Genomic DNA, 25,745 nt, shown 5'->3' on the forward strand with positions numbered 1-25,745 from the left:
TACTAAACGTGCCAATGATCCGCCGCACAAAGCATGATTTATGGATCGAACGCAGTGCAGATGCTTCCCCATTATCGCCGAGGATGGCATGGCAAGAAGCTGCGCCGTCGACGCTTTCGATCATTTCTGAATTGAAAGAACTTCAGCAATAAAATTGCTACTTGCGCATGTTCGCCGCAGTAAAGTTGCGTCTCCTCCACGGTCGCTGTACTCAAATTTGCTTGGGCCAGAGTGACCAATCAACTGGGATGAACATGTCAAATTCGAATAGTGATTTGCCTGAGCACGACGATGAAGCCACGCCGGTCATCGGCCGCAGACAGTTTATTGCGGGAAGCAGTGTGGCCATCGCCAGCGGAATTGCTGCTTCCTCGGCATTCGGTGCTGTGCCCGCTGCGGTACTCTCGGAGGCGCAGGGTCAGGGCCGCCCGCGAGCCGGCCTGATCGACCCTCGGCAGGCATATCCTCGGCCACCCTACCCGCGCCAAGAACAGCCTTGGCCGGGGCTTGCGTCGAAGATGCGTCCGCTGCCGGACCACGGTGAGAAAACCTATCGAGGCAATCGGCGCCTTGAAGGCCGCAAGGCACTGATTACGGGAGGAGACTCAGGAATCGGTCGGGCCGCTGCCATTGCATACGCCCGCGAGGGTGCCGATGTGGCCATCAACTATTTGCCTGAAGAAGAGGAAGATGCGCGTGAAGTTATTGCGCTGATACGCGCAACCGGCCGTCAGGCATACGCTTTACCTGGTGATATTCGCAGCAAAGACTTTTGCCTGGATCTTGTGCGCAAGGCGGCATCGGCGTTGGGCTCGATCGACACCTTGGTGCTGAACGCGGCGTATCAGCAGCAGGAGCCGGACATTCTAAAGATTACCGACGAACACCTCGAGAACACCTTCCTTACCAACATCAATGCAATGGTATGGATGACCCAAGAGGCACTGCGTGTGTCTCTTCCGCCTGGAAGCGTCATCATCGTTACTACGTCTGAGCAGGGCTACGATCCGTCCCCCTACCTGGTCGACTATGCGATGACGAAGAGTGCGCAGGTTAGCTACGTTCGCTCGATGGCTAAGCAGCTTGGCCCTAAGGGGATTCGGGTAAACGGAGTTGCTCCAGGTCCTATCTGGACTCCGTTGCAGATCAGTGGCGGGACTGCATCCGAGAAGATTCCGAACTTCGGGGGGGACAAGCCGCTAGGACGCGCAGGTCAGCCTGCTGAGCTGGGTTCAATCTTCGTCCAACTTGCGGCAAGCGACGCCAGTTATGCGAACGGCCAGGTGTATGGGGCCGAAGGTGGCGCTGCACGCCCCTAACTTGCGTCACAGACGACCCCAACTCCTTTCATGACTCAACTACACCTGGTCGCCAACGAACGTAGGAGATAGACCTTGACAGAAGCAAGTTACAGCCTTAGAAACCGCTGCGTTGCCATTACTGGCGCCGGTTCGGGGATCGGACTGGCAACGGCGGAGATGATCTTACGCAGTGGTGGAAGCGTTCTTGGAGGATCCAGGCGTTTAGGTGACTTCAAGCGGCTACAGGATGAGTTCGGCGCTGATCGCGCCTACTGGATGCGTCTGGATGTGCGCGATCCGGATAGCGTGGGTGCCTTCGCATCTTGCGGCATTGATCACTTTGGAAGCGTACATTCGGTAGTGGCCAACGCCGGGGTTGGCTACTACGGCGGAGTCGCTGACGCAAGCGATGATCAAGTCATCGAAATGTGTGAAATCAACTATCTCGGAACGGTCCTCACGGTACGTGCTTTCCTCCCTCATCTTCGTAGCGTTGGTGGCGGGGATATTTTGATCGTATCGAGCGTCGCAGCTCATCGCAGTGGGGCGGACGAAGCCGTCTACGCAGGTACCAAGGCCGCCCAGCTCATTTTTGCGGGCGGCTTGGACCGAGAAGTAAGGAAAGATGGGATTCGCGTGAGTGCCATCTGCCCCGCAGGTACTCATACATCTTTTGCCGTGGGTCACGGTCGCACGGCCGACGATCCCCGTTTGAGCGAATTCATGGCCGCGCAGGATGTAGCCTCGCAGATTGTCTATTGCTTGCAGCAACCGCGGACCTTGCGGACCGGCGTATGGACGACTTGGAGCATGAGCCAGTCCAGCTGAGGTGCTGCCCAGACAGCATCGGTCGGCCACAGTTTGATACCTGACCTCAAGACGCAAGCCAGCCCTCGACCCGATATGGGCGTTTTCCGGAATCAAGCGAGGCAGCCATTCCCCAGCAATAATGCCCGTTACCGGATTACCCCGAGATGTCGCACACATACCTGAAGTCACGACTTGCTCTTCCCACGCTGACAGTTGCTATTGGTCTGGCCCTTTCTTCGCATGCCAGCGCTGAAGCTTTGACGCATGCCTCCTCCGTCAAGCAGTTGGACACCTTGGTCGTTACCGCCACCGGTGCCCAGCAGTGGATCAGGGATGCGCCAGCCAGCATTAGCGTTATCAGCCGCGAGGAGATCGAGCGTAAGCCGGTCACCAGCATCGGCCAGCTGCTGAGTACCGTCCCTGGAGTGACCGGTGGCTATGCACTGTCCGGAGCGCAGTCGAAGATCCGCCTGCGTGGACTGCCCGAGCAGTACACGCTGATCCTGATCGACGGCCGCCGCCAGGGCAACTCCTCCGGCGTGAACTACCGCGACGACCTGGGTCCGCAGGATCTGAACTGGCTGTCGCCGGACATGATCGAACGAATAGAAGTGGTGCGCGGCCCGATGTCGTCGCTATACGGTTCGGATGCGATGGGCGGCGTGATCAACATCATTACCCGCAAGATTTCCGACCACTGGGGCGGCTCGGTCACCTTGAACCACAGCGTGCCCGATTCATCCACCCGCGGTGATACCACGCAGATGGGTGCCCTTTTCAGCGGCCCACTGACCGACAACCTGGGGATCCGCATCGGGGCCAACGTGACCGACCGCAAGTCCGATCGCCTTGAGGGCCAGACTCCGGGCAGCAAGGCGGAGAATGCCAACCTGCAGTTCCACTGGCGCCTCAACGATGACCACGCACTGACCATAGAAGGGTCGCGCGGCGTGCAGCGCAACACCGGCAGCGGTGATGTATATGCCTGGGGTCTGTCCAAGCTGGTACAGACCGGTTACGTGCTGGGCCATGATGGCCGTTACGGCGACTCCACCACCTCCAAGACCACCCTTGTGCGGAACGACTACCAAGACAAGGGCAGTGCGGTGGGCAACCATTCGAAGGAAACGGTGTTCGATACTGCCTTCACCACCGCTTTCCATTGGGGCTTCGAGCACAGCCTGAACGTGGGTGGTCAGTGGAAGCGCGAGCAGCTGGAAAACAGCGACACCATCGGTACCGTACCTGTGACTTGGACCGGCAGCAGCCGCATCAGCCCGACCAGTGAAGCGGACTCATGGGCCTTGTTCGCCGAAGACCACATCACCCTGCACGAGCGCTTCGTGCTGACTCTGGGCGTGCGCTGGGACAACACCGACAACTACGACGACAACGTGAGCCCGCGCATCTACGGCGTGTGGCACCCGGCAGACGCATGGACAGTACGCGGCGGTGTCTCCAAAGGGTTCCGCGCGCCCAATCTTAAGCAGGGCACCGCTGGTGCGGCCACCCAGTCTCTGGGACGCGGCTGCGGCAGCCTGACCCCGGAAGGCTGGAACAGCCGGCTGATCAACGCCGACGGCACGACCGGCTGCTACATGGCCGGTAACCCGAACCTGAAACCGGAAACCAGCACCAACTATGAGCTTGGCGTGGGCTTCGACCAGAACGGCTGGTCCGCATCGGCCACCTACTTCCTGACCAACTTCGACGACAAGATCGAACAGGTGCCGCTGCGCGAGATCCCAGGCCAGAACACTAGCTTCGTAAACGGCTTCTGGTGGACGGTGGCGCAGAACATCCAGAAGGCTCGCACGCGAGGCGTGGAAGCCAGTGTGACCGTGCCGCTGCACGAGCGACTGAGCTGGACCACCAACGCCACACGCATGTTGGAATCGAAGAACCGCACCACCGGCGCCAGCCTGCTAGTGGTGCCGAAGATCACCGCCAACACTTCGCTGAACTGGAGCGTGTCCGATGCATGGTCGCTTAACCTCAGCGCGCAACACATCGGGAAGCAGCTTGTGTCTTCGTCCAGACCTACCTTCGCCAAGGCATACACCACGGTGGATCTGGTCACCGCTCTCGATGTGAACGAAAACCTGACCTTGCGCGTCGGCGTACTGAACTTGGGTGATGTTTCCACGCTTGAAGAAGGCAATAATTACGACGGCGGCGCACGCACGCTCTTTGTGGGCGCGACCGCGCGCTTCTAAGGCGGGTTGATCAGGTCAGGAGATTGCGTTCGGTTCAGCACGTTCGATCACGTCGATGATTGCAAATGAACTTTGCCGCACTCGGGTTTGGAGAATGTAAGCCCGAGTGCGGCTCTAATCGCAATCCTCCGGTCAAACGCTAGCATTCGAGAGCGAGCCTGTTGGAAGAATGAGGGTCTAACCGAGGTCTATTTGTAGGACGACGCTGGCACTATTCGCTTGGCTCAAGGGTAAAGACGAATGGTCCGACTTCACCCAAGCCGGACCATTCGCCGCAATCAATTACTTCTTCTTCGCAGCCGACTGCGCCTGAGCGTCGCACCTGTCCTTCAGCGCCTTGGTCTGAGGATCGGCAAGATCCACCTTGAACTTCGTCCGGTCAGCCAGCTGTTCACACGTAGCAGGCTTTGCCTTAGGCGCCTCCTTCACTTCCGACTCGGCATGAAGCGCCGGATCATGTGCGAAGGCCGATGCGGACGCTGCAATGGAAGCGAAAAGGACGCTGATGAGGGCAAAACGATTCTTCATGTTGCTTCTCCTAGGTTGATTTCGGCGTTATGCCGGGTGTCACGGCTGGTAGAGGTCGGCTTGGTAGCCGGTAATTTGCACCTCGATGATCACGGGGGTGCTGCCGCGGTTCTGCCAGTACCACCCATGGGTACCTTCAAAGGGAGCAATGAACGTTCCCTCGGCCTGACGCTGGGCGCCTTCAACGGCGTAGCTGGTCCAGGGGCCCTTCACGTCGGGACGCTCGCCGTGCATGTCCACGGCAACATCAGACGTGGCCTTCCAGCTGAAAACCATCCCAGCGCCCTGAGCCATATGGGCCTTCACCTCCTGGCCCTTACCAGGGGCAAGCTCGATCGTCAGTGAGTCCTGCCGTAAAGGAGTGCTGGCGAGAGAGACAGCGGCGGGTTCGAAGGCCTGCTTGCCATTGCTCCCGAAGGCAACCTTGGCCTTCTCGAACAGCGCCGAGACGGCTTCGGCGCTGCCAGCAGATGCCGGAACTGGGGGAGCTACGGCCTCTACCTGGTCAGTGGAGGCTAGGGCGTCCAGACCCAGAACCTTACCTACGCCCGTAGGGTCGATTCCGTACTCCGCGGGAAGCACGGTGGTGAGCAGAATCACCCCTGCAACGGCAGCGGCCAGGGCGGTGGATTTCAGCAGCTTGCGAGTGCTGGGCAGCTGATTGGAAAGCGTGATGGACATGAGTACCTCTGTAGATTCAGGAAACGAAGTAGCCGGTGAGCTGCATGCCAACAAGCACGAAGCCGGCGCACATAAGGGCGGTGTTGATGCTGTACGCCTGTCGATGGAATGACGGCAAGCGGCGCCAGAAGCCCATCACGATCAAGATGCCTGCGAGCGCGAGCAGCTGTCCGATCTCGACCCCCACGTTGAAGGCGAGCATGTTTGGGACAAGCCCGTCAGGTGAGAGCGAGAAATCCTGCAGCTTTGTCGCTAGACCAAAGCCATGGAAGAAGCCAAAGATCAGCACGGCGGCTTTGGTGTTGGGCTGTACCCCAAACCAGCGCTTGAACGCGCCCATGTTGTCCAGCGCCTTGTAGACAACCGACAGGCCAATGATTGCGTCGACCAGGTACGCATTCACATGCAATCCGCCCAGGACACCTAGCAGCAAGGTGGTGCTGTGGCCGATCGCGAACAACGTCACGTAGATGCTGACATCACGCATCCGGTACAGGAAGAAGATCACCCCGAACAGAAACAGGAGGTGGTCGTATCCAGTCACCATGTGCTTGGCGCCGAGGTACGTGAACGCGATGAGCTGCAGGCCGGTACTGTCTTCCAGGAAGGCCTGGTCGCCTTCACTGACGCCATGCGCCCAAGCAACGCAAGGCAGAAGGATGGCTGCAAGCAGGTAGAGCCACGCTTGGGTTCGTTTGGAAATGGTCAACTGCATGTTCCTGGGAGGGGTTGAGATGGACGGGTTCACGCTGCGTCCTCCTTCCGCTCATCCCCTTCGCGGTGGATGAGGCGATAGAGCGCCGGCAACACCAGCAAGGTCAGCAGCGTGGAGGAGATGATTCCGCCGATAACGACCGTCGCCAGCGGGCGCTGAACTTCCGCGCCAGCCCCAACGTTTAGGGCCATTGGCAGGAAGCCCAGGCTGGCAACCAGGGCCGTCATCAGCACGGGGCGCAGCCGGGTCAGTGCACCTTCGGTTACCGCTTGGTGCAGGGGAGTGCCCTGTTCCCTAAGGCTCTTGATGAAGCTGATCATGACCAGGCCGTTGAGCACGGCGACGCCCGACAGCGCGATGAACCCCACGCCTGCAGAAATGGACAGGGGTATGTCACGCATCCACAGAGCCACCACGCCACCGGTCAACGCAAGTGGAACGCCGCTGAACACGATGGCAGCATCCTTGCCCGAGCCGAACGCCATGAAGAGCAAGCCGAAGATCATCACCAGGACGACCGGCACGACCACGGACAGCCGCTTGCTGGCAGAGATGAGCTGCTCGAAGGTACCGCCATACTCAATCCAGTAGCCTTCCGGCAACTGCACCTCCTGACCAACCTTCTCTCGCAGCTCCTCTACGAACGAACCAAGGTCGCGACCACGTACGTTGCTGGTGATGACGACGCGACGCTTGCCGTTCTCGCGACTGACCTGGTTTGGGCCTGGCGCAACTTCAACTTTAGCCAGCTGCCCCAGCGGAACGAACGCTCTCTGTTCGCCGGAACTGGCCCCGACGGCGACGGCTACCGGTAGCGATGCGAGCGTCCGGGTGTCCTGACGCAGGTTCTCGGGCAGACGAACGACGATGTCGAAGCGACGATCACCCTCAAAGACCTGACCGACCGCCTCACCGCCCAGCGCAACAGAGATGGTCTTCTGGACCTCGTCGATCGAAACGCCATAGCGGGCCAAAGCACCCAGGTCAGGCGTGATGGTCATAAGAGGCAGACCACTGATCTGCTCTAACTTCACGTCTGCGGCGCCTGGGATGGAACCTGCGGCGTCCTCGATCTGGCTGCCGATCTGCGCCAGCTGATCCAGGTCGTCACCGTACAACTTCACCGCCACCTCGGCGCGTACACCGGCAATCAGCTCGTTCATGCGCATCTGCACGGGCTGGGTGAACTCGTAGTTGTTGCCGGGAATTGCTCGGACAGCCTTCTCCAGCTCAGCAATGAGCTGCGCCTTTGGCTTGCGGGGATCAGGCCATTGGTCGCGATCCTTGAGCATGATGAAGGTGTCTGCGACCGACGGTGGCATGGGGTCGGTCGCTACCTCTGCTGTGCCGATCTTTGCGACAACCTCATCCACCTCGGGGAACTTCTTGATGGTCGCTTCAAGCTGGCGCTGCATGCCGATGGCTTGCGTCAGACTAGTGCCGGGAATGCGCAGCGCGTGAAGCGCAATATCACCTTCGTCCAGATTCGGAATGAACTCAGTGCCCATGCGACTGGCCAGAAGACCCGCCAGTACGGTGAGGACGGCTGCACCACCCACAACCAGTTTGCGAGCACTGACTGCCCGCTCCAGCATCGGGCCATACAGCTTGGTTACGCCCCGCATAGCCTTGGTTTCCTTCTCCGAGACCTTGCCCGTGACAAACTGAGCAACCGCAGCGGGAACGAACGTGAGGGACAATGCCATCGCACCAGTCAGCGCGATAACGACGGTCAGGGCCATCGGGTGGAACATCTTTCCTTCCACGCCGGAGAGCGCAAAGATCGGGATGTAGACGGCGGCAATGATGAACAAGCCGAACAAGCTGGGCTTGATCACCTCGGCACTGGCGCTGGCGGCCAAAGCAAAGCGCTCATCCCGGGTCAACAGACGCCCCAGGGCGTGCTGACGCTCGCCGAAGCGGCGCAGACAGTTCTCAACAATGATGACCGCGCCGTCGACGATCAGACCGAAGTCCAGCGCACCCAAGCTCATCAGATTTGCTGAGACACGGTTCTGGACCATGCCGGAGATGGTCAGCAGCATGGTCAAAGGAATGACCGCGGCCGTGATCAGTGCGGCGCGAAGATTTCCGAGCAGAAGGAACAGCACCGCAATGACCAGCAGGGCACCTTCCAGTAGGTTCTTCTTGACGGTTTCAATGGTGCGGTCGACCAGCTCCGTACGGTCATAGACCGCATGCGCGCGGACACCTTCTGGAAGCGTCTCGTCGATCTCCTTCAGCTTGGCAGCGGTTCGCTGAGCGACTTCGCGGCTGTTCTCACCAATGAGCATGAATGCAGTACCAAGTACCACTTCCTTGCCATCTTTGGTCGCTGCACCCGTTCGCAGTTCGGTGCCCTCGTGAACGTCTGCGAGGTCACCGACGCGAAGCGGCAGCCCCTCGCGATTGGCGACCACGATCTTGCGCAGGCCGTCCATGTCCGCCACTTGGCCAGGAACGCGCACAAGGTACTGTTCACCACTCTTTTCAATGTAGCCGGCACCCACGTTCGCATTGCTGCGCGCCACGGCCTCCATCACATCCTGCATGGTCAGCTCGTACGCCTGAAGCTTGCGCGGGTCAGGCGTGATGTGGAACTGCCGCACATAGCCACCGACGGTGTTGACCTCTGTAACACCTTTCAGATGTCGCATCTGGGGGCGTACCACCCAATCCTGGAGGGTACGAAGCGCCATCGGCGTCCAGGTCTCTTCAGCACCCTTCTCGGCTTCCACGGTGTACATGAAGATCTCACCGAGACCGGTGGCGACCGGGCCCAGCGTTGGCTTCAGCCCAGTTGGGAGCTGGGATGCGGCTTGCTGCAAGCGCTCGGCCACCTGCTGCCGCGCGAAGTAGATGTCGGTACCGTCTTCGAATACAACGGTGACCTGGGAGAGACCATAACGCGAGATGGACCGCGTGTACTCCAGCTTGGCTAAGCCGGCCAAGGCTGTCTCGACGGGGAACGTTACCCGCTGCTCTGCCTCCAGTGGAGAGTAGCCCGGTGCTTCGGTGTTGATCTGGACCTGGACATTGGTGATGTCAGGGACGGCGTCGATTGGCAGCTTGCTGTAGTTCCAGATGCCCAAGCCTGACAGCGCCAGGACCAGAAGCAGCACAAGCCATCTATGCGCGATGGACGCGCGAATGATTCGCTCTAGCATGATGGATCCTTAGTGGTCGTGGCTGGCGCCAGACTTCTCGATGTCTGCACGGATCAGATAGCTCTGCTCGGCGACGTACCGCGTTCCGGGCTTCAGTCCGCCAAGAACCTCTGCCCACTCGCCATCACGCTTTCCAAGCTCAAGCATGCGCACCTCATAGGTATCGCCCACCTGCGCAAATACGACGGTAAAGTCGCGAAATCGCTGGAGCCCTGACTCTTTGACGGCCAGTGGAACAGGTGTCTCGGCAATGATGACCTCGGCCGAGACAGCCATTCCTGGACGCCACTTGCCGTCACCATTGGGGATACTCACGCGCGCAACCACGCTTTGGCCGCTGCTTGCCAGCGGAAGCAGGCTTTGGAGCCTACCTTCAGTCTCCAAGGCACCCGTGGCGGAACGGATCCGCACTGCTTGACCTGGAGCGAGACGCTCGGCGTCAGTGCCCAGAGCTCGTAGATCGACCCAGACCTCTGACAGATCGGCAACGTCGAACAGTGTGTTGTCGGCGGCCACATCACCAACACTGGTGTTGCGCGCAAGAACGATGCCGCTGAAGGGAGCAATCACCGCGTAGGTGCGCATGCTGTCATTGCCTTCAACCGTCGCCAGCGTCTGCCCTGCGGAAACGCGTTGGCCCATCTCGACCGACACGCTGCGGACAATACCTGGGAATCGTGCTTTGACGGCGGCCTGGCGGCCAGTGTTGACCGCGATGTTCCCCATCAGCGTGACCGTATCGCGGATAGTGCCAGCGGTAGCCTCTTCCACCACCACACCCGCATCCTTGGCAGCGCTTGGCTCGATGGTGGTACGGCCCTCATAGGACTGATAGGACCAGGTGTGTGTCTTTCCTCCTACCACTGCGTCTGCCTTCACGTCGAAAGAATGAGGTTCCACGACCTCGCCGTTCCCCACGAGATAGTCGTTTTCGGCGGTGAAAGTGAAATCATTGACCTCACCGTCGAGGCGCTTCAACTGCATTGTTGCCTTCACCTCATTCGGTGAGATCGGCTTGTCATTTCGATAGGCGTAGAGGCGGAACTGAGGAGGCGTGTTGGTTTCATAGACGGTGACTTCAAGTGCGAAATCACCATCGCGGAGCATGCGACCGCGGTTGGGGCCGCGCTCGTAGTCGCCGGCCGCGGCGGTGGACTCTGCGGCTTCTTTCTCAACCGGCTTTTCACCGCCACAGGCGGCCAGTGCCAGCGGAAGCAACATAAGAAGGGCGTAACGATTCATGGGCGGATATCCTGGGCGGAGGCGGTGAGGCGATCTGCCTCGACCAGCAATCGGAGATAGAGTGCGGCGGACTCGACTTCGCGCTCACGAAGGTCGAACAGCGTCTTCTGCGCCTGGCTCAATGCGAGATAGGAGAATCGACCCTCCTCGAAGCCACGACGGCTCTGATTCATCGCCTGCTCCGCCTTGGGGAGCTGCCGCTCACGAACGGAGGTGACCTCCAACTGCGCTTGGCGCAGCTGTTGATAGACTCCGAACAGCTCCTGGTTGAGCTCCAACATTTGTGCTTCACGGCGTGACTTGAGCGCACTCAGTTCGTAGTCGACTTCGGATACCGAGTAGGCTGATCGACGCCGGGTTCCCAAGGGAACCGAGATCGACATGACCAAGCCACTGTCCTTCGTTGCTTCAAGACGGCGAAGTCCAAATCCAACACTCACGTCAGGCTTCGCGCTGGAAACGGCGACATCGCGGCGCGCGGCAAGAATTCTGGACTGGGCATCGAAGGCACGTTGCTGTGGCGCGTTCTGAAGGCGTTCGGACAGCGTCTGGTAGTCATCCAGCGGGGGGAGGATGTTTGTATCGCCGGCGACGGTGTCGAAGTCAGCGGTGAAAGAGCCCCAGGAAGACGCAAGCGCCATGCGCGATGCCTCCAACCGCTGGACTGCTTGATCACGCTTGAGCTCTGCATCGGCCAGGGCGATTTCAGCGGCCCTCAGGTCTGAGTCCGGGTTCCGTGCCGCAGAGACCCAGCGGGCCACCTCTCGCTGGAGCGCGCGGGCCATACGAATCCGCTCTTCCGCATGCTCGACATGCTCCTGCGCCGCAAGCACGTCGATGAATCGACCAGCGGTGCGTGTGGCGATGGCCACCCGGGTCACATCAGCCTCTCGCTGGGCTGCATCGACCTCCGCGCCGCCAAGCGCTTGGCGGGCCGCCCGCTTGCCACCCAGTTCCAGAATCTTGGATACCCGGAACGTTGCCTCGGCAGCGTCCATACCTCGCACGCTGCCACTACCGGCCACGTTCTCCAGTTCTCCGCCGAGCACCAACGGGGCTGCTAAGCCCTCTCGCGCCGCACGGTTCTTTGTCGCCTCTATTTGTGCGGCATCTGCCTGCACGCTTGGGTGAGTGCCAAGGGCGCGGGCAACCGCATCCTCCAGGCGCAGCACTTCGGCGGCGTGGCCAGGAAGGGCCACACCGCAGGCGCCGGCAACAGCCAGCGCCCACACACTACGGAATTTCACGGAAGCCTCCGGAAAGAAAGTCAGAACGACGCGCCGCGTCCCGCTACACGGGAGGCGCGCTCAGGCTGCTAGAGCGCAGCTAGGGTCGTCAGACGATCGGAGGTCGGAAGGGTGACGCCGGGTGCCCTGCAGGCACCCTCAGAAGTCGCAGAGCATGGACTTCACCGGCCAGCGGTAGTGAAGCCAGGTAGACGTGGGGCGTGAACAAGCTTCCAGCGAAACTCGCGTCTGCCTGATGCAGTACCGCATGAGCGCCAGTGGCGTGATCCGGGTCCAGATTGTCGCCCGCACCGCCGGCATGTGAATGGCCATGATCCACCGCTGCTGCGATGTCATGTTCCAATCCGTGCAGTTCGCTGAGCTGGATCACCATCGGCCGCGCAACGACACTCAACAGCATCAGCGCAAAGAAGCTGATCCTGAGGGCAAGGCCGTGGCGGGCGGAAAGACGCATATGGGTTAGCTTAAGCGGGGCTGGCTGGGGTTGTCGAGGGGCCGAAACTGGGCGCAGCCCATCGGAAATACCCCACATAGGGCGGTGGCCGGGCCTTAAGCGCACCCGGCCACCGCTCATCGCTGCGGTTTACATCTTCTTGATCAACTCGTACTCCCCTCCGGTGCGGAGCAGAAGCGTTACGGGCTCCTCGCCCCTGTTGCGCCAGAACCATCCGTGGTTGCCATCGAAGGCAGCCAGGAGCACCCCCTGCTTGGTGGCTTCCCCTCGACCCTTCTCATAGCTGATCGCTCGACCGCCGCCGTCTCCGTGGGTGTCGAAGTTCACGACGCCGCCTTCAACAGACCACTGGTAGCTGGCGCGCTCGCCCGCCTTCATGACGAGCTTGATCTCGGTGCCCTGGCCCGGCGTCAGGACAACCTGTTCTTCGTCCCGCCATTCGGCAGCGGTGGCCGCATTACTCGCGGCAGGCTTCTGAGCAACTTCAACGGTCTTACGGTTCTGCGTGGACACCTGCGTCAGCAGGGCGGCTGCCTCGTCTTCGGCGGCCTTTGCGTCCATCGCAGCGTCAGCTGCCGCTTCCTCGGCAAGCTGTTCCTTGATCTCCCCCATTTCCTTCAGACCAAGTACCCGACCAACACCAGTGGGATCGATTCCGTACTCAGATGGCATCACCACTCCAACCAGGAGGATGATGGCGATGCCGGCGGCAATTGCGGTGGTGCGTCCCAGCTGGCGGCTGGTGGGAAGGTCGCCTTCGGCGGGCTTACTGTTGTACATGATGTAGTTCTCTTGAAAGTCAGGAAACGAAGTAGCCAGTGAGCTGCATGCCGATCAGAATGAATCCGGCGCAGAGCATGGCGGCATTGGCGGTGTAGGCGTGCTTGAAGAAGCTGGGCGTGCGGCGCCAGTAGCCCATTGCGATCAGAATCGCGCCAAGCGAGAGGATCTGGCCGATCTCCACGCCGACGTTGAACGCAAGCAGGTTGGGCAACAGACCATCGGGTGAGATGTCGTACTCGATGATCTTGGTTGACAGACCAAAGCCGTGGAACAGGCCGAAGATCAACGTCGCAACCTTTGTGTTTGGCTGGAAGCCGAACCAACGCTGGTAGGCGCCCAGATTGTCCAAGGCCTTGTAGACCACAGACAGACCAATGATTGCGTCGATCAGGTAGCTGTTGATGCCCACGTTGAACAGCACACCCAGCAGCATCGTCGTGGAGTGCCCGATCGCGAACAGCGTCACATACAGCGCGACATGCTTCATCCGGTACAGGAAGAACACCACGCCCAGGAGGAACAGGATGTGGTCATAGCCGGTGGCCATGTGTTTCGCGCCCAGATAGGCGAATGCGATCAGATTTACTCCAGATATTTCCTGGATGTAGCCCTTGTCGCCTTCGGCGATCGCGTGAGCCAACGCCCCGTCAGCTGTGAGTAGCAGCATGAACAGGGAAAGCAGTGCGAGTAGAGTTCGCGGCCAGTGCGACAGTAGTGGGGGTTGGAGAAGGACGCGCGAGAGCGTCCCGGATTCAGAACTGGGGATCATGATGAGGATCTACGAATGCGGTCAGCGGACCTCCGCCAAAGCTATCCGCTACGACACTGGGAACCGGCGCAACGTGCTACGAGTGCGCAGAAGGCGCGCACGGCACGTCACACGGATCACTGCGCGTAAGCGGGGTCCGGGCGGGGAACGAATGAATAATTTCTTGCAGCGACGAACGTCCAGTAAGGATTGACTGGACGGGCGCTGCCAAGCCTCTGCTCAGTGCGAGCACGATGCCTGGGTCTCAGGCGATAGGAGGCCTGAACAGGGATGAGCGATGATGCTGAAGCTCTGCCGCTGGCTGGTGCCAGGGATGGATATCGCTCAGATCAACTCGAGCGGGTCCAGCAAGGCTGGCCAAGATGCCTACAGAAGCCGTCAGATCGGCCTGGTGCAACAGGCTGTGCAATCCAACCGCGTGTTCAAGATCACGGTCTGCGGCATCACTCACCCCAACATGGGGGTGACCATGTTCCACCGCAGCCTGCACGATGTGCTGCAAGCCGTGCAGCTCACCCAGATGATTCAGGACGGGTCGCACGAGCAGACTCGCCACCAGCATCATGAAGATGCAGCTGCGCAACAGCACGCTGGTTGGTAGACGAAGGGATCGCACGGGCAAAGACTAGAGGCTTGTTCTGGCAAAGTCGATATGACAACGTCGGGCGCGAGCGGTGAAAATGCCCTCTCGCGCCCCTTGTTCAAGTTTCCGTCATCCAGGCCAACGAGGGTGCACGTCGTCGATGACATACCGATGTGAATGCTTGCCGTTGGAAGAGGCGTGTTCCGCCCAGTGGGGATGGTCCGCAGCCAGATCGTCGTGACCGTGGGAAATCTCGTCCGGGTCATGGGCGGGCCAGATTCTCCAGGCGAACACGAATCCGGCGATGCCGACTACTGCCAGTGCCATGATCGCCACTGGCATTCCAAACTTCGCACCCACGGTTCCCGCCAGAGGGTAGGCAATCAGCCAACACACGTGGGAGAGAGAGAACTGCGCTGCGAACAGGAATGGCAGATCGGTGGATTCCGCTGATCGTCGCAGCAATCTGCCGCCAGGAGTCACCAGCCCCGCATAGCTCATCCCCAACAATGCCCAGCCGGCGAGCACGATGGGCCAACCTATGGAGGAGGGCGAGAGCAGCCAGGTAAGACTGAGGGTCACAAGTACAATGCACATTGCAAGGGCTGCGGAGAGCATCACACGCCTGTCAGCCACCCGATCGAGAACCTTGGGGAGGACAAGCGCCGTCAGCATCGAACCGCCACCGAAAGCTGCCAGCGCCCATGCCACCTGTGACTCTGCTCCGCCGAGAACGTTGCGCACCACGACGACAGTGTTCACGAACACCATGGCGCCGCCGGCGGCCGCACACAGATTAAGGGCAAGCAACCCTTTCAGCCTGGGCGTCTTCAGGTAGATCCGCATTCCTCGAATCGCGCGGGCGTAGGGACCGTCCTTTCTCAGGGAAGGAGCAACGAAGGGGAATGCAGTTGAGAACACCAGCATGGCGGATATCACGAAGCCTACGGACGTACCAGCGAACAGGCCGTGGAAGCTGATCAGCGTCAGCAGAGCAGCGGCCAACGCGGGACTCAGCAGGCTCTCCAGGTCATAGGCCAGGCGCGACAGGGACAGTGCTCGGGTGTAGTCGCGTTCCTCCTTCAGGATTTCCGGGATCGTCGACTGGAACAGAGGGGTGAAGCACGCCGAGGCCGACTGCAGCAAGGCAATGAGCAGGTACACCTGCCAGATCTGGTTGACGAACGGCAGACAAAGCGCCGCGCCCGCCCGCACCAGGTCGAGGGCAATAAGCACCGGTTTGCGTAGATTTGCCGGGACGATCGCTCCGGACAGAGGGGCCAACAGCACGTAGACAATCATCTTGATTGCCAGAGCCGTACCTAGCACAGCGCCCGCCTCAGCCCCCGCCAGGTCATAGGCCAAAAGAGAGAGCGCCACGGTAGCCAAGCCCGTGCCGATCAGCGCGATAACCTGCGCAGCGAACAGGTTCCTGAATGTTGGAAAGCGTAGGACCTCGATCATGGCTCACCTCTAGATGGAACAGTGGAAAGCGCCGCTGCCCTGCGGATCGTAATCCGATCCGTAGGGCAGGACGTGAAGCCGTGGAAGGGGCTTGTGCTCAATCGACTTCGGGTACCGGCAGGGGGTCTTCAATGCCCGCGGCCTTCCTGCGCGCAGTTCTTCGGAGTACCAGCCCGCACAGCGCAGGCAGCACGAACAGCGTCAGTACGGTTGCCGTGGCAAGACCCCCGATAACCACTGTAGCCAGTGGCTTCTGCACTTCGGCGCCCGTACCCGTTGCAATCGCCATCGGGACGAAGCCCAGGGAGGCAACCAGCGCGGTCATAAGAACCGGTCTGACGCGCTCCATTGCACCCAGTTCGACCGCCTCATCTGGCGGAAGCCCCTCGTGCAGGCGTTTCTTGATCGCGGAGATCAGAACCAGGCCGTTGAGCACCGCGACACCAGATACCGCGATGAAGCCCACAGCGGCTGAGATCGAGAAGGGGATTCCTCTCAACGCCAATGCGAAGAATCCACCGGCCAGAGCAAGTGGCACTGCAGTCAGTACCGTACCTGTCAGCAAACCGTTGCCAATCGCCATGTAGAGGACGGCCGCAATGAGGATGAAGCAGAGAGGCACAATGATCGCCAGTCGCTTCGTTGCTGCCTGCAGATTTTGGAACTGCCCGCCCCATTCGATCCAGGAACCGGTGGGCAACTGCACCTGCTGGCCAATAGCCGCCTTGGCGTCGTCAACGAAGCTACCCAGGTCACGCCCGACCACATTCGCTTCCACATAGATTCGACGTTTGCCATTGTCGCGGCTGACTTCGTTCAGACCCTGCGTGAAGCGGAAGCTGACCAATTCACGAAGCGGAACAGACTGACGGCCTTCCTGACTGCCTGGCGGCAGCATGACCGGAACGGCTCCCAGTACATCGAGATCGCTGCGGTCCACACGGGGCAGACGAACCACTACGTCGAAGCGCCGATCACCTTCGAAGATCTGGCCCGCCATGCGACCTGCCAGCGCAGCAGACACTGTGTCGGCCACTTCCTTGACGGTCAGTCCGTAACGGGCGATCGCGGCCCGGTCGAATGCCATGTCAAAGGTCGGGAAGCCTCCCGTTTGCGCCACACGGACATCCGATGCGCCCGGAATCTTCTTGAGGACGCTCGCAATCTTGTCAGCGCTGCCGGCAAGCGCCGTCAGGTCTTCGCCATAGATCTTGACTGCAACGTCGCTACGAACGCCGCCGATCAGCTCATTGAAGCGCATCTCGATGGGCTGGGTGGCGTCATAGTTGTTACCAACAAGAAAGGCTGTCTTCTCTCGAATCCTCTCGATCACCTGCTCTTTGGTCTTCACTCCATCCGGCCATTGGTCCTTGGGCTTGAGGATCACGTAGTTGTCGGACGCGTTGGGCGGCATGGGATCTGCGGCCAGGCTTGCGGTACCGGCCTTGGAGTACACCGTCTGTACCTCCGGCAACGTCATCAGTGCCTTCTCAAGAGGAAGGTCGATGGCGACGGACTGCTCGATCGATGTGGACGGGATGCGAACGGAGGACAGGTTGAGATTCTGCTCATCCAATGTGGGCATGAACTCCCGACCCACAAAGCCAAAGGCCACAACGCCGGCCACCAGGACGCCAAGACCACCGGCCAGGTAGGGCATGGGTTGGCGGATTGCGCTGCGAAGCATCGGCTGATAGCGGCTCTTGGTGGCAGCGACTACCCGTACTTCTTTCTCGGAAATGTGGCCCTTGAGCATGACCGCCACCATCGCCGGAACGAAAGTGAGGGAGAGCACGAATGCAGAGGCCAGCGCCAGCATCAGGGTAATTACCATCGGGGAGAACATCTTTCCCTCGACGCCCTGGAAGGTCAGGCATGGCACGAAGACCAGGAAGATGACCGCCTGCCCATACACGGTCGGGCGGACCATCTCCTTGGACGAGGCGATCGTTTCATGCAGCCGCTCCGATAGATTGAGTGGGCGCCCAAGTGCATGCTGTCGCTCTGCCAAACGGCGCAGCGCGTTCTCGACGATGATGACCGCGCCGTCGATGATCAGGCCAAAGTCGAGCGCACCCAGACTCATCAGGTTGCCAGAGATCCCGAGCTTGTTCATGCCGATCGCGGTGATCAGCAGGGACAACGGAATCACCAATGCAGCAATGACAGCAGCTCGCCAGTTTCCGAGCAATGCAAATAGGATGACCACGACTAGAAGAGCGCCTTCGGCCAGGTTCTTGGCGACGGTCTTGATCGTTGCGACAACCAGCTGGGATCGGTCCAGCGTGGGAACAATCCTCACGCCCGGCGGCATGGTCTTGCCGATCTCCTGCAGCTTGTCACCCACTGCGGCCGCCACAGTTCGGCTGTTGGCGCCAACCAGCATGAGTGCGCTGCCAACGACGGTCTCGTAGCCATTGCGGCTGGCGGCACCGCGGCGGAGCTCACCGTCAACGACCACACGTGCGACGTCTCCCACTGTTACGGGAACTCCGTTGCGATTGCCCACAACGGCACGGGCAATCTCGTCCACGGAGCGGATGCGGGCGTCTGCGCGCACCAGATAGGACTCGCCCGACCTCTGGATGTAGTCTGCTCCGACCGACAGGTTGGCATCCTGCAACGCGTCGGCTAGGTCGGTATAGGAGAACCCGTACTCTGCGAGCTTGCTCGCATTGGGCTCAACGACATACTCCTTGACGTAGCCGCCGAGGCTGTCGACGTCTGCTACGCCCGGCGTCGTGCGCAGCTGAGGCCGCACAATCCAGTCCTGGACTGTGCGCAAGTAGGCCAGACGTGCCATGTTGTCCGTCAGCCGTTCCCCCTGATCAGTCAGGAACGAACCGTCGCTTTGCCAGCCAGGCTTACCATCATTTCGCGGGGCATCTTTGCCATCTGGGTGGGTGAATTCAACGCTGTAGTGGAATACTTCGCCCAACCCGGTCGAAACCGGGCCCATCAGCGGTTCGGCACCCTCCGGCAACTGGGGCCGAGCCTGAGTCAGTCGCTCGGTGACCTGTTGGCGCATGAAGTAGAGGTCTGCGCTCTCATCGAAGATCACCGTGACCTGGCTGAAGCCGTTGCGCGAGAACGACCGGGTGTTCGCGACGCCCCGAAGTCCTGCCATCGCGGTCTCGATCGGGTAGGTAACGCGCTTCTCGACCTCCACTGGACTCAGCGTCGGGATGACGGTGTTGATCTGGACCTGCTTGTTCGTGATATCCGGAGTCACGTCGATCGGTAGCAGGTTCAGTTGCCACCCGCCGATCACCGCAATCACCAGTGTGATGAACAGAACCAGCCAGCGGTGCCGTACGGCACCCGTAAGTACTTGCTCGATCATTACTCGTCTCCGCCCGACTTTTTCATCTCGGCCTTCACCAGAAACGCATTACGGGTAGCAACCGGGGTTCCCGCAGTGACGCCAGAAAGGATCTGCGCCATACCACCGCTACGGAGGCCAATGAAGACCGGCTGTGCAGTGAACCCCTTACTGGTTCTGACGAAGAGGACGTCTTTTCCGTCGATGTTCTGGACCGCCTCTTCCGAGACAGACAGCCCCTCACCCGATCCGGAAGCGGTGACCAGCCGGACCTGCACACCGTCACCCACAACCAATCCGTTCGCCTCTGCGCTCGGGGTGATTACGACTGTGGCAGCCCTTGTCAGCCCACCTACGGCGGCAGCAACTGAACGGACCTTGCCTGAGGTGACGCTTCCGTCGGAGCGGGTAATGGACGCGCTGTCGCCGGCCTTGATCCGACCGGTGTCACCCGCACGAACGGAGGCCTGAATCTCCACGCCATTGGAACCTGTGACCCTATAGAGGGAGGCCTGCGGCTCGACGAAAGCGCCCAGAGTCACTTGCGAGCTGCTGATGGTTCCATCGATAGGGCTGATGACGTTGACGCTACCTCCTCCATCCACATTGGCGGTGCGTGCCACCAGGGCAGCGCGTTGTGCTTCTGCTTGCGCTGTGAGATAAGCGGCGCGACTCGCCTCGGCCTCTTGTCGTGCCAACACGCCCTGTGCGAGCAACGACTCATCGCGCTTGACGTTCTTTTCGGCGAGGGAGAGGCTGGCGCTGGCCACACGAAGGTCAGCCGCAATACGGGCCCCATCAGGGCTGGCTACGCGTGCCAGCACTTCGCCCTTCTTCACCTTGTCGCCCACCTGCCGGATGACATCGGTGACGTTACCGGCCGCACGTGCCACCACGACGGCCTCACCACCGGGGATTGCCACGACCGAACCCGATGCGGTGATGTTCGCCGCTACCTGAGCGGAAGTGACGGGCTCCACCGAGATCCCCGCAGCGGCAACATACTCCTTGGGAATCGCGACTTCCTGAGCCGCCTCCGCCGGCGCACTGGCGCTGGCTTCGTCTTTCGCGGGGTCGACCACCGTCTCTGAAGGGGCGGATAAGCGTGCAATGCCAAATCCTGCGCCAAGCGCCAAGGTAGCCACGCCGATCATCGTCAGGGTGTTAACAGCCGGAATACTTCTCTTCATCTACATGTCTCCAAAGGCAATCTGACCGCTGGCCACGGCGAGCGATGCGTAGGCGGCAACGCGTGCGAGTCGTGCATCCACCACGCTCAGCCTCGCGTCCGTCAGCGTGCGACGGCTAAGCAGCAGCTCAACCAGTGGGGTTCTACCGGCCTCGTATCCCAAGCGCGCCATTCGGTAGGCTTCCGTGGCTGCTTCCTCTCCCTTGGAGGCAGCGATCAGTCCTCGCTTGGCGGCGTCAACACGCGCAAGCGCAGTCGCACGGTCCGCCTGGCTCTGGAGGCGTGCGGCATCCAATCGAGCACGGGCGGCGTCGCTCCGTGCTCGAGCCGCGCTGATCCCGCCACTGTTCCGGTCAAACAATGGGATGCTCAGAGACACGCCGACGACCAATGCGTCCCCACCGGCGGCGAAGTTGCGACGGCCTGCGGTGAGGTTCAGGTCCGGTGCCCGCTTGAAGCGTTCAGTGCGCAGAACCGCATCGCTCGCGTCGACGTCTGCCTTCGCAGACAGGACAGATGCCGAATCGACGTTCGCAATTGCGGGCGCAACCCACTCGCGCACCAGGAGTGACTCGGACGTGCCTGAGTAGGGTTCCGCTCTTCCCGCCAGTACTGACAGTTGCTCGAGAGCTGCAGCCGCCTCTGCCTCTCTTGAGGCGGCAATCGCTTCTGCTGAGCTCAAGCCTGCCTGGGCTTGTGCTACGCGCAGGCTGGCCTCCTTTCCTGCGTCAACCAGCGCCTGAGCTGCCTTCAGGTCGCCTCTGGCGCGATCAACATCTTCGGCAGCAATGTCGCGCCGTATCAGCCCAGCTTCGGAAGACGCGTAGGCAACAGCCAAGGCTGCGGCGAATTCGACTTGCGCCTGGTGCTGGCGAGCTTCGGCCGCCTGCAGCCCTTTCTCTCCCGCCTGGATTCGAGCCCCACGTTGGCCAAAGATCTCGAGTGGCTGGCTGATGGTGTAGGTCGTCTGCCGCTGGCTCGCGCCATTGCTGGGGGGAGCGTTGAGATTCTCTGCGAGGGCATCAATGGTGGGGTTACGTAGCGCTCGCGCTTGGCGGGCTTCGCCCGCAGCGGCAGCTGTGTCGAACCCCTTTTCCTGAAGGAAGGGGGATTGGGCCCTGCTCTGCTCGAGCAACGCGCTGAAGTTCGGGGCGTCCGAGGCATAGGCCGCAGAGATACTGGTCAGGGCCAGCATCACCGTCAGGGCAAGCAATGATGGTTTCATGAGGATCCGGTGCAGTGGGGCCGCAATCTCGGCCGTCTTTCTGCACTACGCGGCCTGCGCGGCCTTCCCCTCGAATCCGGCGAAAATTTATTTCCCGCGGCTCAGTGCATCTGTCAGTTTGGCCCGCGCTCTCAGGACGCGACCCTCTATCGTTTTGAGACTGATACCCAGGGCGGAAGCTGCTTCAACCTGGGAAAGGCCGACGAAGGCAGTCAGAACCAGAGCTTCACGCAGGCTCGGGTCGATCGTGTTGAGAACCCTTCTTACTTCTGCGAGCTCAAGCTGAGAACCGGCAACCTGCTCTGGCCCGGCCTGCTCGGAATGCAGGGCGCGTCCTTCCTCATCATCCAAAGGCTTGGCCCGAAACAGGAAGTGGCGGACGCGTCGAAACCGTTGCGTATCACGAACCTTGTTGATTCCAATACGCATCAGCCAAGGAAGTACCGAGCGCGTCGGATCGTACTCTGACAGGCCTCGCCAAGCGGCAACGAATGTCTCCTGCACGACATCATCGACGTCGGTTTCGGGCAGACCCATGCCTCGAACCATCTGCTTGATTGCTGGCGAGTGACGGCGGACCAGGCGAGCGAAGGCCTCAGCATCACCCGCCGCAGCTTCAACTGCCCAGTTGTTGTCGTCCTCGATGGTCACAACGTTTGTGGGGCTCAGGGAGAGTCGGTGCGAAGTGCTTCAAGGAGTGCCTTGTCGTAGGCCGGCCGGTGCTCGGGTTTCAAGCCCTCGCGCATCTCGAACACATGCTCGAGCGTGATGCGCTGGAGATCGCCCGCAGCCCGCTCCACCTCACGACTTGCACGTTCCACCTGGGGGTTCCATTTGGGGTCAGCCGCGATGGCGTCCGCCAGCTGGCGGTTGGCAATCCGCAGGCGCGCTTCGATCTCACCTCGCCTTGTTGCGAACAGCTGTTCCTTGGCCTGGAGGATCTGCTTCTCCGAGTCGTCCAGAGGCACCACGGCGTGAAGGCGTTCATGGAGATCGCTGTGCCCAGGATTGAGCGAGTGCCAGATCCAGCCGATAGCCAGCGCGCACACTACGCCAATGATGGCGCCAGCGATTGTTGCCAGCGGCAGCCTCATGAGGGGTCCGATTGCCATCAGCGTTCCACCAGTAGAGCGTATGGGGACATGGAAGCTGGGGCCGCGACCCATGTCGGGCGCGAGGGTGCCTGGGTGACAAAGAAGGCGGAGCCTACTCCTCCGCAGGTAAGCACCGCCGCGAGCGCCGCGCATGCGAGTGCCCGGCGGAACTCTCGCTTACCGGCCCATTGCGAAGGGGAAGCTTCCTGGGACAGGCGTCGGACCAGGCTATCGGTGGCCCGATCATGGCCGTCTGGCCTTGTAGCTGCCGAGGCTCTGGACAGCCAATCGTCTAGATCATTCATGTGGAGATCTCCTCATCCTTCCCTACTTATACGCCTGCCGTGGGGAGATCCCCTCAAACCTCTGATTGCTGACCTCCCCGCGGGTTCTCAGATTCACCGATGAGCACCGGGGCGAAGCTGATCCGGCACTGGGAGGTTCACAGGTCTGGACGTGATTAGTGCCGTGTCAAGAGTTCAGAACGGATGCTTCAGCGCACACGGTTCTAGAGCATCCGAGAAGCCCAGTGAAGAAGGAAGCGCTCTTGCTCCGCCGTTTCCACGGCTCCGGGACGAGCACTCCGAACTCTGGCCATAGCTTCTTCAGCGCTTAGGCATGATCTGCTCTCGAGCAGTAGCATCGAAGCCACGGTGCCCGCTCTGCCAAGCCCTCCTTTGCAATGAACGACTACTTTGTCACCGCGGAGCAAATCGTCAGTGAGGACGGGGCCTAGTCGTGTCCACTCGTCCAAGAACTGAGGATCCGGCGCTTCTCCATCACGAATCGGAAGACCATGCCAGTGCAGGCCATGAGCGCGCGCGCGTTCGGGTAGCGACCCTATCCCGAGATCGTCGAACTCCCACGGTTCAATCAAGGAAAGCAGATGGCGACATCCCCAAGCTGAGACGGACGCTAGATCGAGCTCGAGATCTCTACACCACGAGCCCGTCATTGCAACTTTCTGATGCTTACCGGGGGCAAAGGTAACGCCTATGGTTCCTCCGTTGGCACCGACGGAAAGTCCCGCAATCTGCAACGGATGAGACAAGCTAGTTCTGTGCACAGAATCCTCGAGTATTGGGGGCTGGCGGTGTCTCACTGCGGCGTCCGAAGATTGCATCCACGGCACACTCCATCCACTAAGGCCGCGCCTTGGGCTTTGTGCTGCCTGGATTGAGGCGCTCCTCAAGACGCTGGATCACCAGCTGCAGCCCCTCGTCTCCATCAGAATATGGTGCAGCGAAGAGAGGGGCTTCAATCCAGAGGAAGTGTTGGCCGGGATGCACGTAGGCCCCGTGATCATCCAGCAACAGTGCCTCGCCAAGTTCTGCCGAAACGAATCGAAGGTCCTTCGTCGGACCGTCCCATTCGATGTATGGGAGATGTTGAGACCATTCGGGAGCGCGTCCCTCCAGCACCAAGAGGGATGTAATCTCTGCAACAACCTTTTGGGGTACAGAGGTGAACATGACGATCCGATTGAAGGTGCTGCTGGCATAGTTTAGGAACTCCATCAGGCCGGGTCGGGGTATTTGACTGACGGCATTGGAGATAAGTGTTCCCTCAAGGTCCAGTGCAAGAATGATTGGACGCATCTATCAAGTCTCGTGATTCTTGGTTCAGCTGAGCCAGGGAAGTGGGTAATCGAGGGCCTCTGTTTTGACTAGATTTCGCCCAAGGATGGAGCTGCAAGCCAGTAGTCATCGCCTATCTTCAGTATGCTTTCCAGCGCTACATCGATCATCAGTGGTCGTCGCCAACCTGTGTCAGGAAGGAAGCAATAGTCGGTTCTTCGAAGTTCACCCGCGGCCGCCTTTACTACCAGCCAGCGCGTCCTCCTTCGCATCTCTCGGGAAAGCACTTCTAGTGCGGCGTCCTCGTTGCCACCGCTACTAAGGAACTGGCTCGCTGCTCCCCTTACAGATGACCAGAGCACGTATCGTTTCCGCCCCAGGCTCAGACGAGTCCACTCCTCATCCTGACTTCTCAGGATTTCATCTACGCGGTGCACTCCGATACGGTGACGGCGCAGCAATGATGTGAGATAGGCGCTTGCCTCTCGATCCGCTAGCTGGCGCCAGATCCAAAGTCTTGCGTGTTTATCAAGCGTCGGGCGCCAAGCATCAAGCATCCCCTTGAGCGCTGCATCAAGGTCATCAGGAAGAATCAGGTCATCGACGTAGGACCAACTGACCGGTTCGTAGAGAGAGCGCTTAACGGCTCCGTTGCCTGAACTGGAACCGGTCACAACACCTGCGCTTTTTAGGAATTGCAGGAGTTGCTGGGCGACAGCAGGGTCTGAGGAAACGGGCGCGCTAACGGAAGTGGAGCGTTCAAGCGCACACCAGGCGCAGGTGTAGAAAGGACCAAGCGATACGACAAGTGAGTCGAGCTCGGGCCACGAAGGAAGGAGGGTCTGTTGGCTACGGCCATAGATCACTCGATCCCCGGCAAATTAACCAGTCCGGATGCTACCAAGGCGGCACGATGTCGTCTACATGATTTTCATGTATGCCGTGCCCCGGTCATAGATTTCCATCCGCTCCTTGAGGCGGACCGGATGGCTACGAAGACGATCTATCAGAACCCGTACCTCCGTTTGGTCGGAAAGCTTCGGGAGCATCGGGAGATCTTGGGCATCAGTCAGACTCAGCTTGCTGCCCATCTGGGGTGGCCCCAACAGCGCATTTCTTCAATAGAGTCTGGATCACGTCGTCTAGACGTTCTCGAATTCTGCCAAATGGCATCTGCGCTGGGTGTCTCTCCAGCTGAGGTGTCTGATCTGATCTGCAAGGCTCTAAAGGCAGTGCGAGTCTCGAGGATCAATTGACAAGGCTCACATAAGTCGAAAGTCTTATTTCAAGCATAAGTAATTGATTTATATGCTTTAAATAAGTTTTCCGTTGTTATTTAGTCCTTCAGCAGCAAGTAAGTCAGGGTAGTGGCGGGCGC

23 protein-coding genes are annotated in these 25,745 nt (G+C 60.2%); 5 read left to right on the forward strand and 18 right to left on the reverse strand.

Annotated elements, in window-relative coordinates; genetic code table 11:
- Window positions 1-248 precede the first annotated feature (248 nt).
- From O0K41_RS13315 to O0K41_RS13325, 3 genes are all read left to right on the forward strand, one after another.
- Window positions 249-1,319, forward strand: a complete 1,071-nt coding sequence (locus O0K41_RS13315) for an SDR family oxidoreductase (RefSeq protein WP_226053492.1) — start codon at window positions 249-251, stop codon at window positions 1,317-1,319.
- Between the two features lie 75 nt (window positions 1,320-1,394).
- Window positions 1,395-2,129 carry an SDR family NAD(P)-dependent oxidoreductase gene (locus tag O0K41_RS13320; RefSeq protein WP_075075813.1) on the forward strand — a complete coding sequence of 245 codons (735 nt, stop codon included), beginning with the start codon at window positions 1,395-1,397 and terminating at the stop codon, window positions 2,127-2,129.
- Window positions 2,130-2,404: 275 nt separating this feature from the next.
- Window positions 2,405-4,327, forward strand: coding sequence for a TonB-dependent receptor (locus O0K41_RS13325; protein ID WP_226053493.1), 1,923 nt, complete (start codon window positions 2,405-2,407; stop codon window positions 4,325-4,327).
- Window positions 4,328-4,609: 282 nt separating this feature from the next.
- Here O0K41_RS13325 and O0K41_RS13330 read toward each other — a convergent pair whose 3' ends face one another.
- The 9 genes from O0K41_RS13330 to O0K41_RS13370 form a co-directional block, all read right to left on the reverse strand.
- Window positions 4,610-4,855: a hypothetical protein gene (locus O0K41_RS13330; protein ID WP_008267212.1), complete on the reverse strand. Its 246-nt coding sequence runs from the start codon at window positions 4,853-4,855 to the stop codon at window positions 4,610-4,612.
- Between the two features lie 39 nt (window positions 4,856-4,894).
- Entirely contained in the window at window positions 4,895-5,536 is a 642-nt protein-coding gene (locus O0K41_RS13335; RefSeq protein ID WP_032961297.1) for a hypothetical protein, read from the reverse strand.
- Between the two features lie 16 nt (window positions 5,537-5,552).
- Window positions 5,553-6,251 carry a HupE/UreJ family protein gene (locus O0K41_RS13340; protein ID WP_008264906.1) on the reverse strand — a complete coding sequence of 233 codons (699 nt, stop codon included), beginning with the start codon at window positions 6,249-6,251 and terminating at the stop codon, window positions 5,553-5,555.
- A 29-nt stretch (window positions 6,252-6,280) separates the two neighbouring features.
- Window positions 6,281-9,418, reverse strand: coding sequence for a CusA/CzcA family heavy metal efflux RND transporter (locus O0K41_RS13345; RefSeq protein ID WP_032961302.1), 3,138 nt, complete (start codon window positions 9,416-9,418; stop codon window positions 6,281-6,283).
- A gap of 9 nt (window positions 9,419-9,427) precedes the next feature.
- Complete coding sequence (locus tag O0K41_RS13350; protein ID WP_040006894.1) at window positions 9,428-10,660, reverse strand: efflux RND transporter periplasmic adaptor subunit; 1,233 nt, start codon at window positions 10,658-10,660, stop codon at window positions 9,428-9,430.
- Window positions 10,657-11,907, reverse strand: a complete 1,251-nt coding sequence (locus O0K41_RS13355) for a TolC family protein (RefSeq protein WP_075075812.1) — start codon at window positions 11,905-11,907, stop codon at window positions 10,657-10,659. The genes O0K41_RS13350 and O0K41_RS13355 overlap by 4 nt, the downstream gene beginning before the upstream one ends.
- An 88-nt stretch (window positions 11,908-11,995) precedes the next feature.
- On the reverse strand, window positions 11,996-12,361 hold the full coding sequence (locus O0K41_RS13360) for a hypothetical protein (protein WP_075075811.1): 366 nt from the start codon (window positions 12,359-12,361) through the stop codon (window positions 11,996-11,998).
- A 129-nt stretch (window positions 12,362-12,490) separates the two neighbouring features.
- Window positions 12,491-13,141, reverse strand: a complete 651-nt coding sequence (locus O0K41_RS13365) for a hypothetical protein (RefSeq protein WP_008264806.1) — start codon at window positions 13,139-13,141, stop codon at window positions 12,491-12,493.
- A gap of 19 nt (window positions 13,142-13,160) precedes the next feature.
- Window positions 13,161-13,811, reverse strand: a complete 651-nt coding sequence (locus O0K41_RS13370) for a HupE/UreJ family protein (protein WP_223224807.1) — start codon at window positions 13,809-13,811, stop codon at window positions 13,161-13,163.
- Window positions 13,812-14,190: 379 nt separating this feature from the next.
- Between O0K41_RS13370 and O0K41_RS13375 the strand changes: the two genes are divergently transcribed.
- The gene (locus O0K41_RS13375) at window positions 14,191-14,514 is read left to right on the forward strand and encodes a hypothetical protein (RefSeq protein WP_008264507.1); all 324 of its coding nucleotides are present in this window, start codon (window positions 14,191-14,193) and stop codon (window positions 14,512-14,514) included.
- 111 nt (window positions 14,515-14,625) lie between these two features.
- Here the strand turns inward: O0K41_RS13375 and O0K41_RS13380 are convergent, their stop codons facing one another.
- The 9 genes from O0K41_RS13380 to O0K41_RS13420 all read right to left on the reverse strand — a co-directional run bounded on the left by O0K41_RS13380 (window position 14,626) and on the right by O0K41_RS13420 (window position 25,041).
- Complete coding sequence (locus tag O0K41_RS13380; protein ID WP_008267238.1) at window positions 14,626-15,960, reverse strand: MFS transporter; 1,335 nt, start codon at window positions 15,958-15,960, stop codon at window positions 14,626-14,628.
- A 97-nt stretch (window positions 15,961-16,057) separates the two neighbouring features.
- On the reverse strand, window positions 16,058-19,303 hold the full coding sequence (locus tag O0K41_RS13385) for a CusA/CzcA family heavy metal efflux RND transporter (RefSeq protein ID WP_008266162.1): 3,246 nt from the start codon (window positions 19,301-19,303) through the stop codon (window positions 16,058-16,060).
- Window positions 19,303-20,472 carry an efflux RND transporter periplasmic adaptor subunit gene (locus tag O0K41_RS13390; RefSeq protein ID WP_032961315.1) on the reverse strand — a complete coding sequence of 390 codons (1,170 nt, stop codon included), beginning with the start codon at window positions 20,470-20,472 and terminating at the stop codon, window positions 19,303-19,305. Before O0K41_RS13390 ends, O0K41_RS13385 begins: the two co-directional genes overlap by 1 nt.
- Window positions 20,473-21,696: a TolC family protein gene (locus O0K41_RS13395; protein WP_008266451.1), complete on the reverse strand. Its 1,224-nt coding sequence runs from the start codon at window positions 21,694-21,696 to the stop codon at window positions 20,473-20,475. It lies immediately after the preceding gene.
- A gap of 87 nt (window positions 21,697-21,783) precedes the next feature.
- Window positions 21,784-22,347, reverse strand: a complete 564-nt coding sequence (locus O0K41_RS13400) for a sigma-70 family RNA polymerase sigma factor (RefSeq protein WP_049400889.1) — start codon at window positions 22,345-22,347, stop codon at window positions 21,784-21,786.
- 14 nt (window positions 22,348-22,361) lie between these two features.
- Window positions 22,362-22,808: a periplasmic heavy metal sensor gene (locus O0K41_RS13405; protein WP_032961317.1), complete on the reverse strand. Its 447-nt coding sequence runs from the start codon at window positions 22,806-22,808 to the stop codon at window positions 22,362-22,364.
- Window positions 22,809-23,298: 490 nt separating this feature from the next.
- Complete coding sequence (locus O0K41_RS13410) at window positions 23,299-23,913, reverse strand: cyclin-dependent kinase inhibitor 3 family protein (protein ID WP_162838411.1); 615 nt, start codon at window positions 23,911-23,913, stop codon at window positions 23,299-23,301.
- Window positions 23,914-23,932: 19 nt separating this feature from the next.
- Window positions 23,933-24,388 (reverse strand): NIF family HAD-type phosphatase, encoded by a 456-nt coding sequence (locus tag O0K41_RS13415; protein ID WP_032961321.1) that lies wholly within the window; start codon window positions 24,386-24,388, stop codon window positions 23,933-23,935.
- Window positions 24,389-24,456: 68 nt separating this feature from the next.
- Window positions 24,457-25,041: a hypothetical protein gene (locus O0K41_RS13420; protein WP_141097639.1), complete on the reverse strand. Its 585-nt coding sequence runs from the start codon at window positions 25,039-25,041 to the stop codon at window positions 24,457-24,459.
- 312 nt (window positions 25,042-25,353) lie between these two features.
- On the opposite strand from O0K41_RS13420, the gene O0K41_RS13425 reads away from it, so the two are divergent.
- Window positions 25,354-25,623 (forward strand): helix-turn-helix transcriptional regulator, encoded by a 270-nt coding sequence (locus tag O0K41_RS13425; protein ID WP_075075810.1) that lies wholly within the window; start codon window positions 25,354-25,356, stop codon window positions 25,621-25,623.
- Window positions 25,624-25,745: the final 122 nt, after the last annotated feature.

The organism is Stenotrophomonas sp. Sm2128, from assembly GCF_030985535.1.
GTDB classification, from domain to species: Bacteria; Pseudomonadota; Gammaproteobacteria; order Xanthomonadales; family Xanthomonadaceae; genus Stenotrophomonas; species Stenotrophomonas maltophilia.

Excerpts from the sequence above, each read along its gene's own strand:
- O0K41_RS13315 (WP_226053492.1), top strand. The coding sequence starts at position 249 with ATGAACATGTCAAATTCGAATAGTGATTTGCCTGAGCACGACGATGAA.
- O0K41_RS13330 (WP_008267212.1), bottom strand. The coding sequence starts at position 4,855 with ATGAAGAATCGTTTTGCCCTCATCAGCGTCCTTTTCGCTTCCATTGCA.
- O0K41_RS13335 (WP_032961297.1), bottom strand. The coding sequence starts at position 5,536 with ATGTCCATCACGCTTTCCAATCAGCTGCCCAGCACTCGCAAGCTGCTG.
- O0K41_RS13340 (WP_008264906.1), bottom strand. The coding sequence starts at position 6,251 with ATGCAGTTGACCATTTCCAAACGAACCCAAGCGTGGCTCTACCTGCTT.
- O0K41_RS13345 (WP_032961302.1), bottom strand. The coding sequence starts at position 9,418 with ATGCTAGAGCGAATCATTCGCGCGTCCATCGCGCATAGATGGCTTGTG.
- O0K41_RS13350 (WP_040006894.1), bottom strand. The coding sequence starts at position 10,660 with ATGAATCGTTACGCCCTTCTTATGTTGCTTCCGCTGGCACTGGCCGCC.
- O0K41_RS13360 (WP_075075811.1), bottom strand. The coding sequence starts at position 12,361 with ATGCGTCTTTCCGCCCGCCACGGCCTTGCCCTCAGGATCAGCTTCTTT.
- O0K41_RS13365 (WP_008264806.1), bottom strand. The coding sequence starts at position 13,141 with ATGTACAACAGTAAGCCCGCCGAAGGCGACCTTCCCACCAGCCGCCAG.
- O0K41_RS13370 (WP_223224807.1), bottom strand. The coding sequence starts at position 13,811 with ATGCTGCTACTCACAGCTGACGGGGCGTTGGCTCACGCGATCGCCGAA.
- O0K41_RS13375 (WP_008264507.1), top strand. The coding sequence starts at position 14,191 with ATGATGCTGAAGCTCTGCCGCTGGCTGGTGCCAGGGATGGATATCGCT.
- O0K41_RS13380 (WP_008267238.1), bottom strand. The coding sequence starts at position 15,960 with ATGATCGAGGTCCTACGCTTTCCAACATTCAGGAACCTGTTCGCTGCG.
- O0K41_RS13385 (WP_008266162.1), bottom strand. The coding sequence starts at position 19,303 with ATGATCGAGCAAGTACTTACGGGTGCCGTACGGCACCGCTGGCTGGTT.
- O0K41_RS13390 (WP_032961315.1), bottom strand. The coding sequence starts at position 20,472 with ATGAAGAGAAGTATTCCGGCTGTTAACACCCTGACGATGATCGGCGTG.
- O0K41_RS13395 (WP_008266451.1), bottom strand. The coding sequence starts at position 21,696 with ATGAAACCATCATTGCTTGCCCTGACGGTGATGCTGGCCCTGACCAGT.
- O0K41_RS13405 (WP_032961317.1), bottom strand. The coding sequence starts at position 22,808 with ATGGCAATCGGACCCCTCATGAGGCTGCCGCTGGCAACAATCGCTGGC.
- O0K41_RS13410 (WP_162838411.1), bottom strand. The coding sequence starts at position 23,913 with ATGCAATCTTCGGACGCCGCAGTGAGACACCGCCAGCCCCCAATACTC.
- O0K41_RS13415 (WP_032961321.1), bottom strand. The coding sequence starts at position 24,388 with ATGCGTCCAATCATTCTTGCACTGGACCTTGAGGGAACACTTATCTCC.
- O0K41_RS13425 (WP_075075810.1), top strand. The coding sequence starts at position 25,354 with ATGGCTACGAAGACGATCTATCAGAACCCGTACCTCCGTTTGGTCGGA.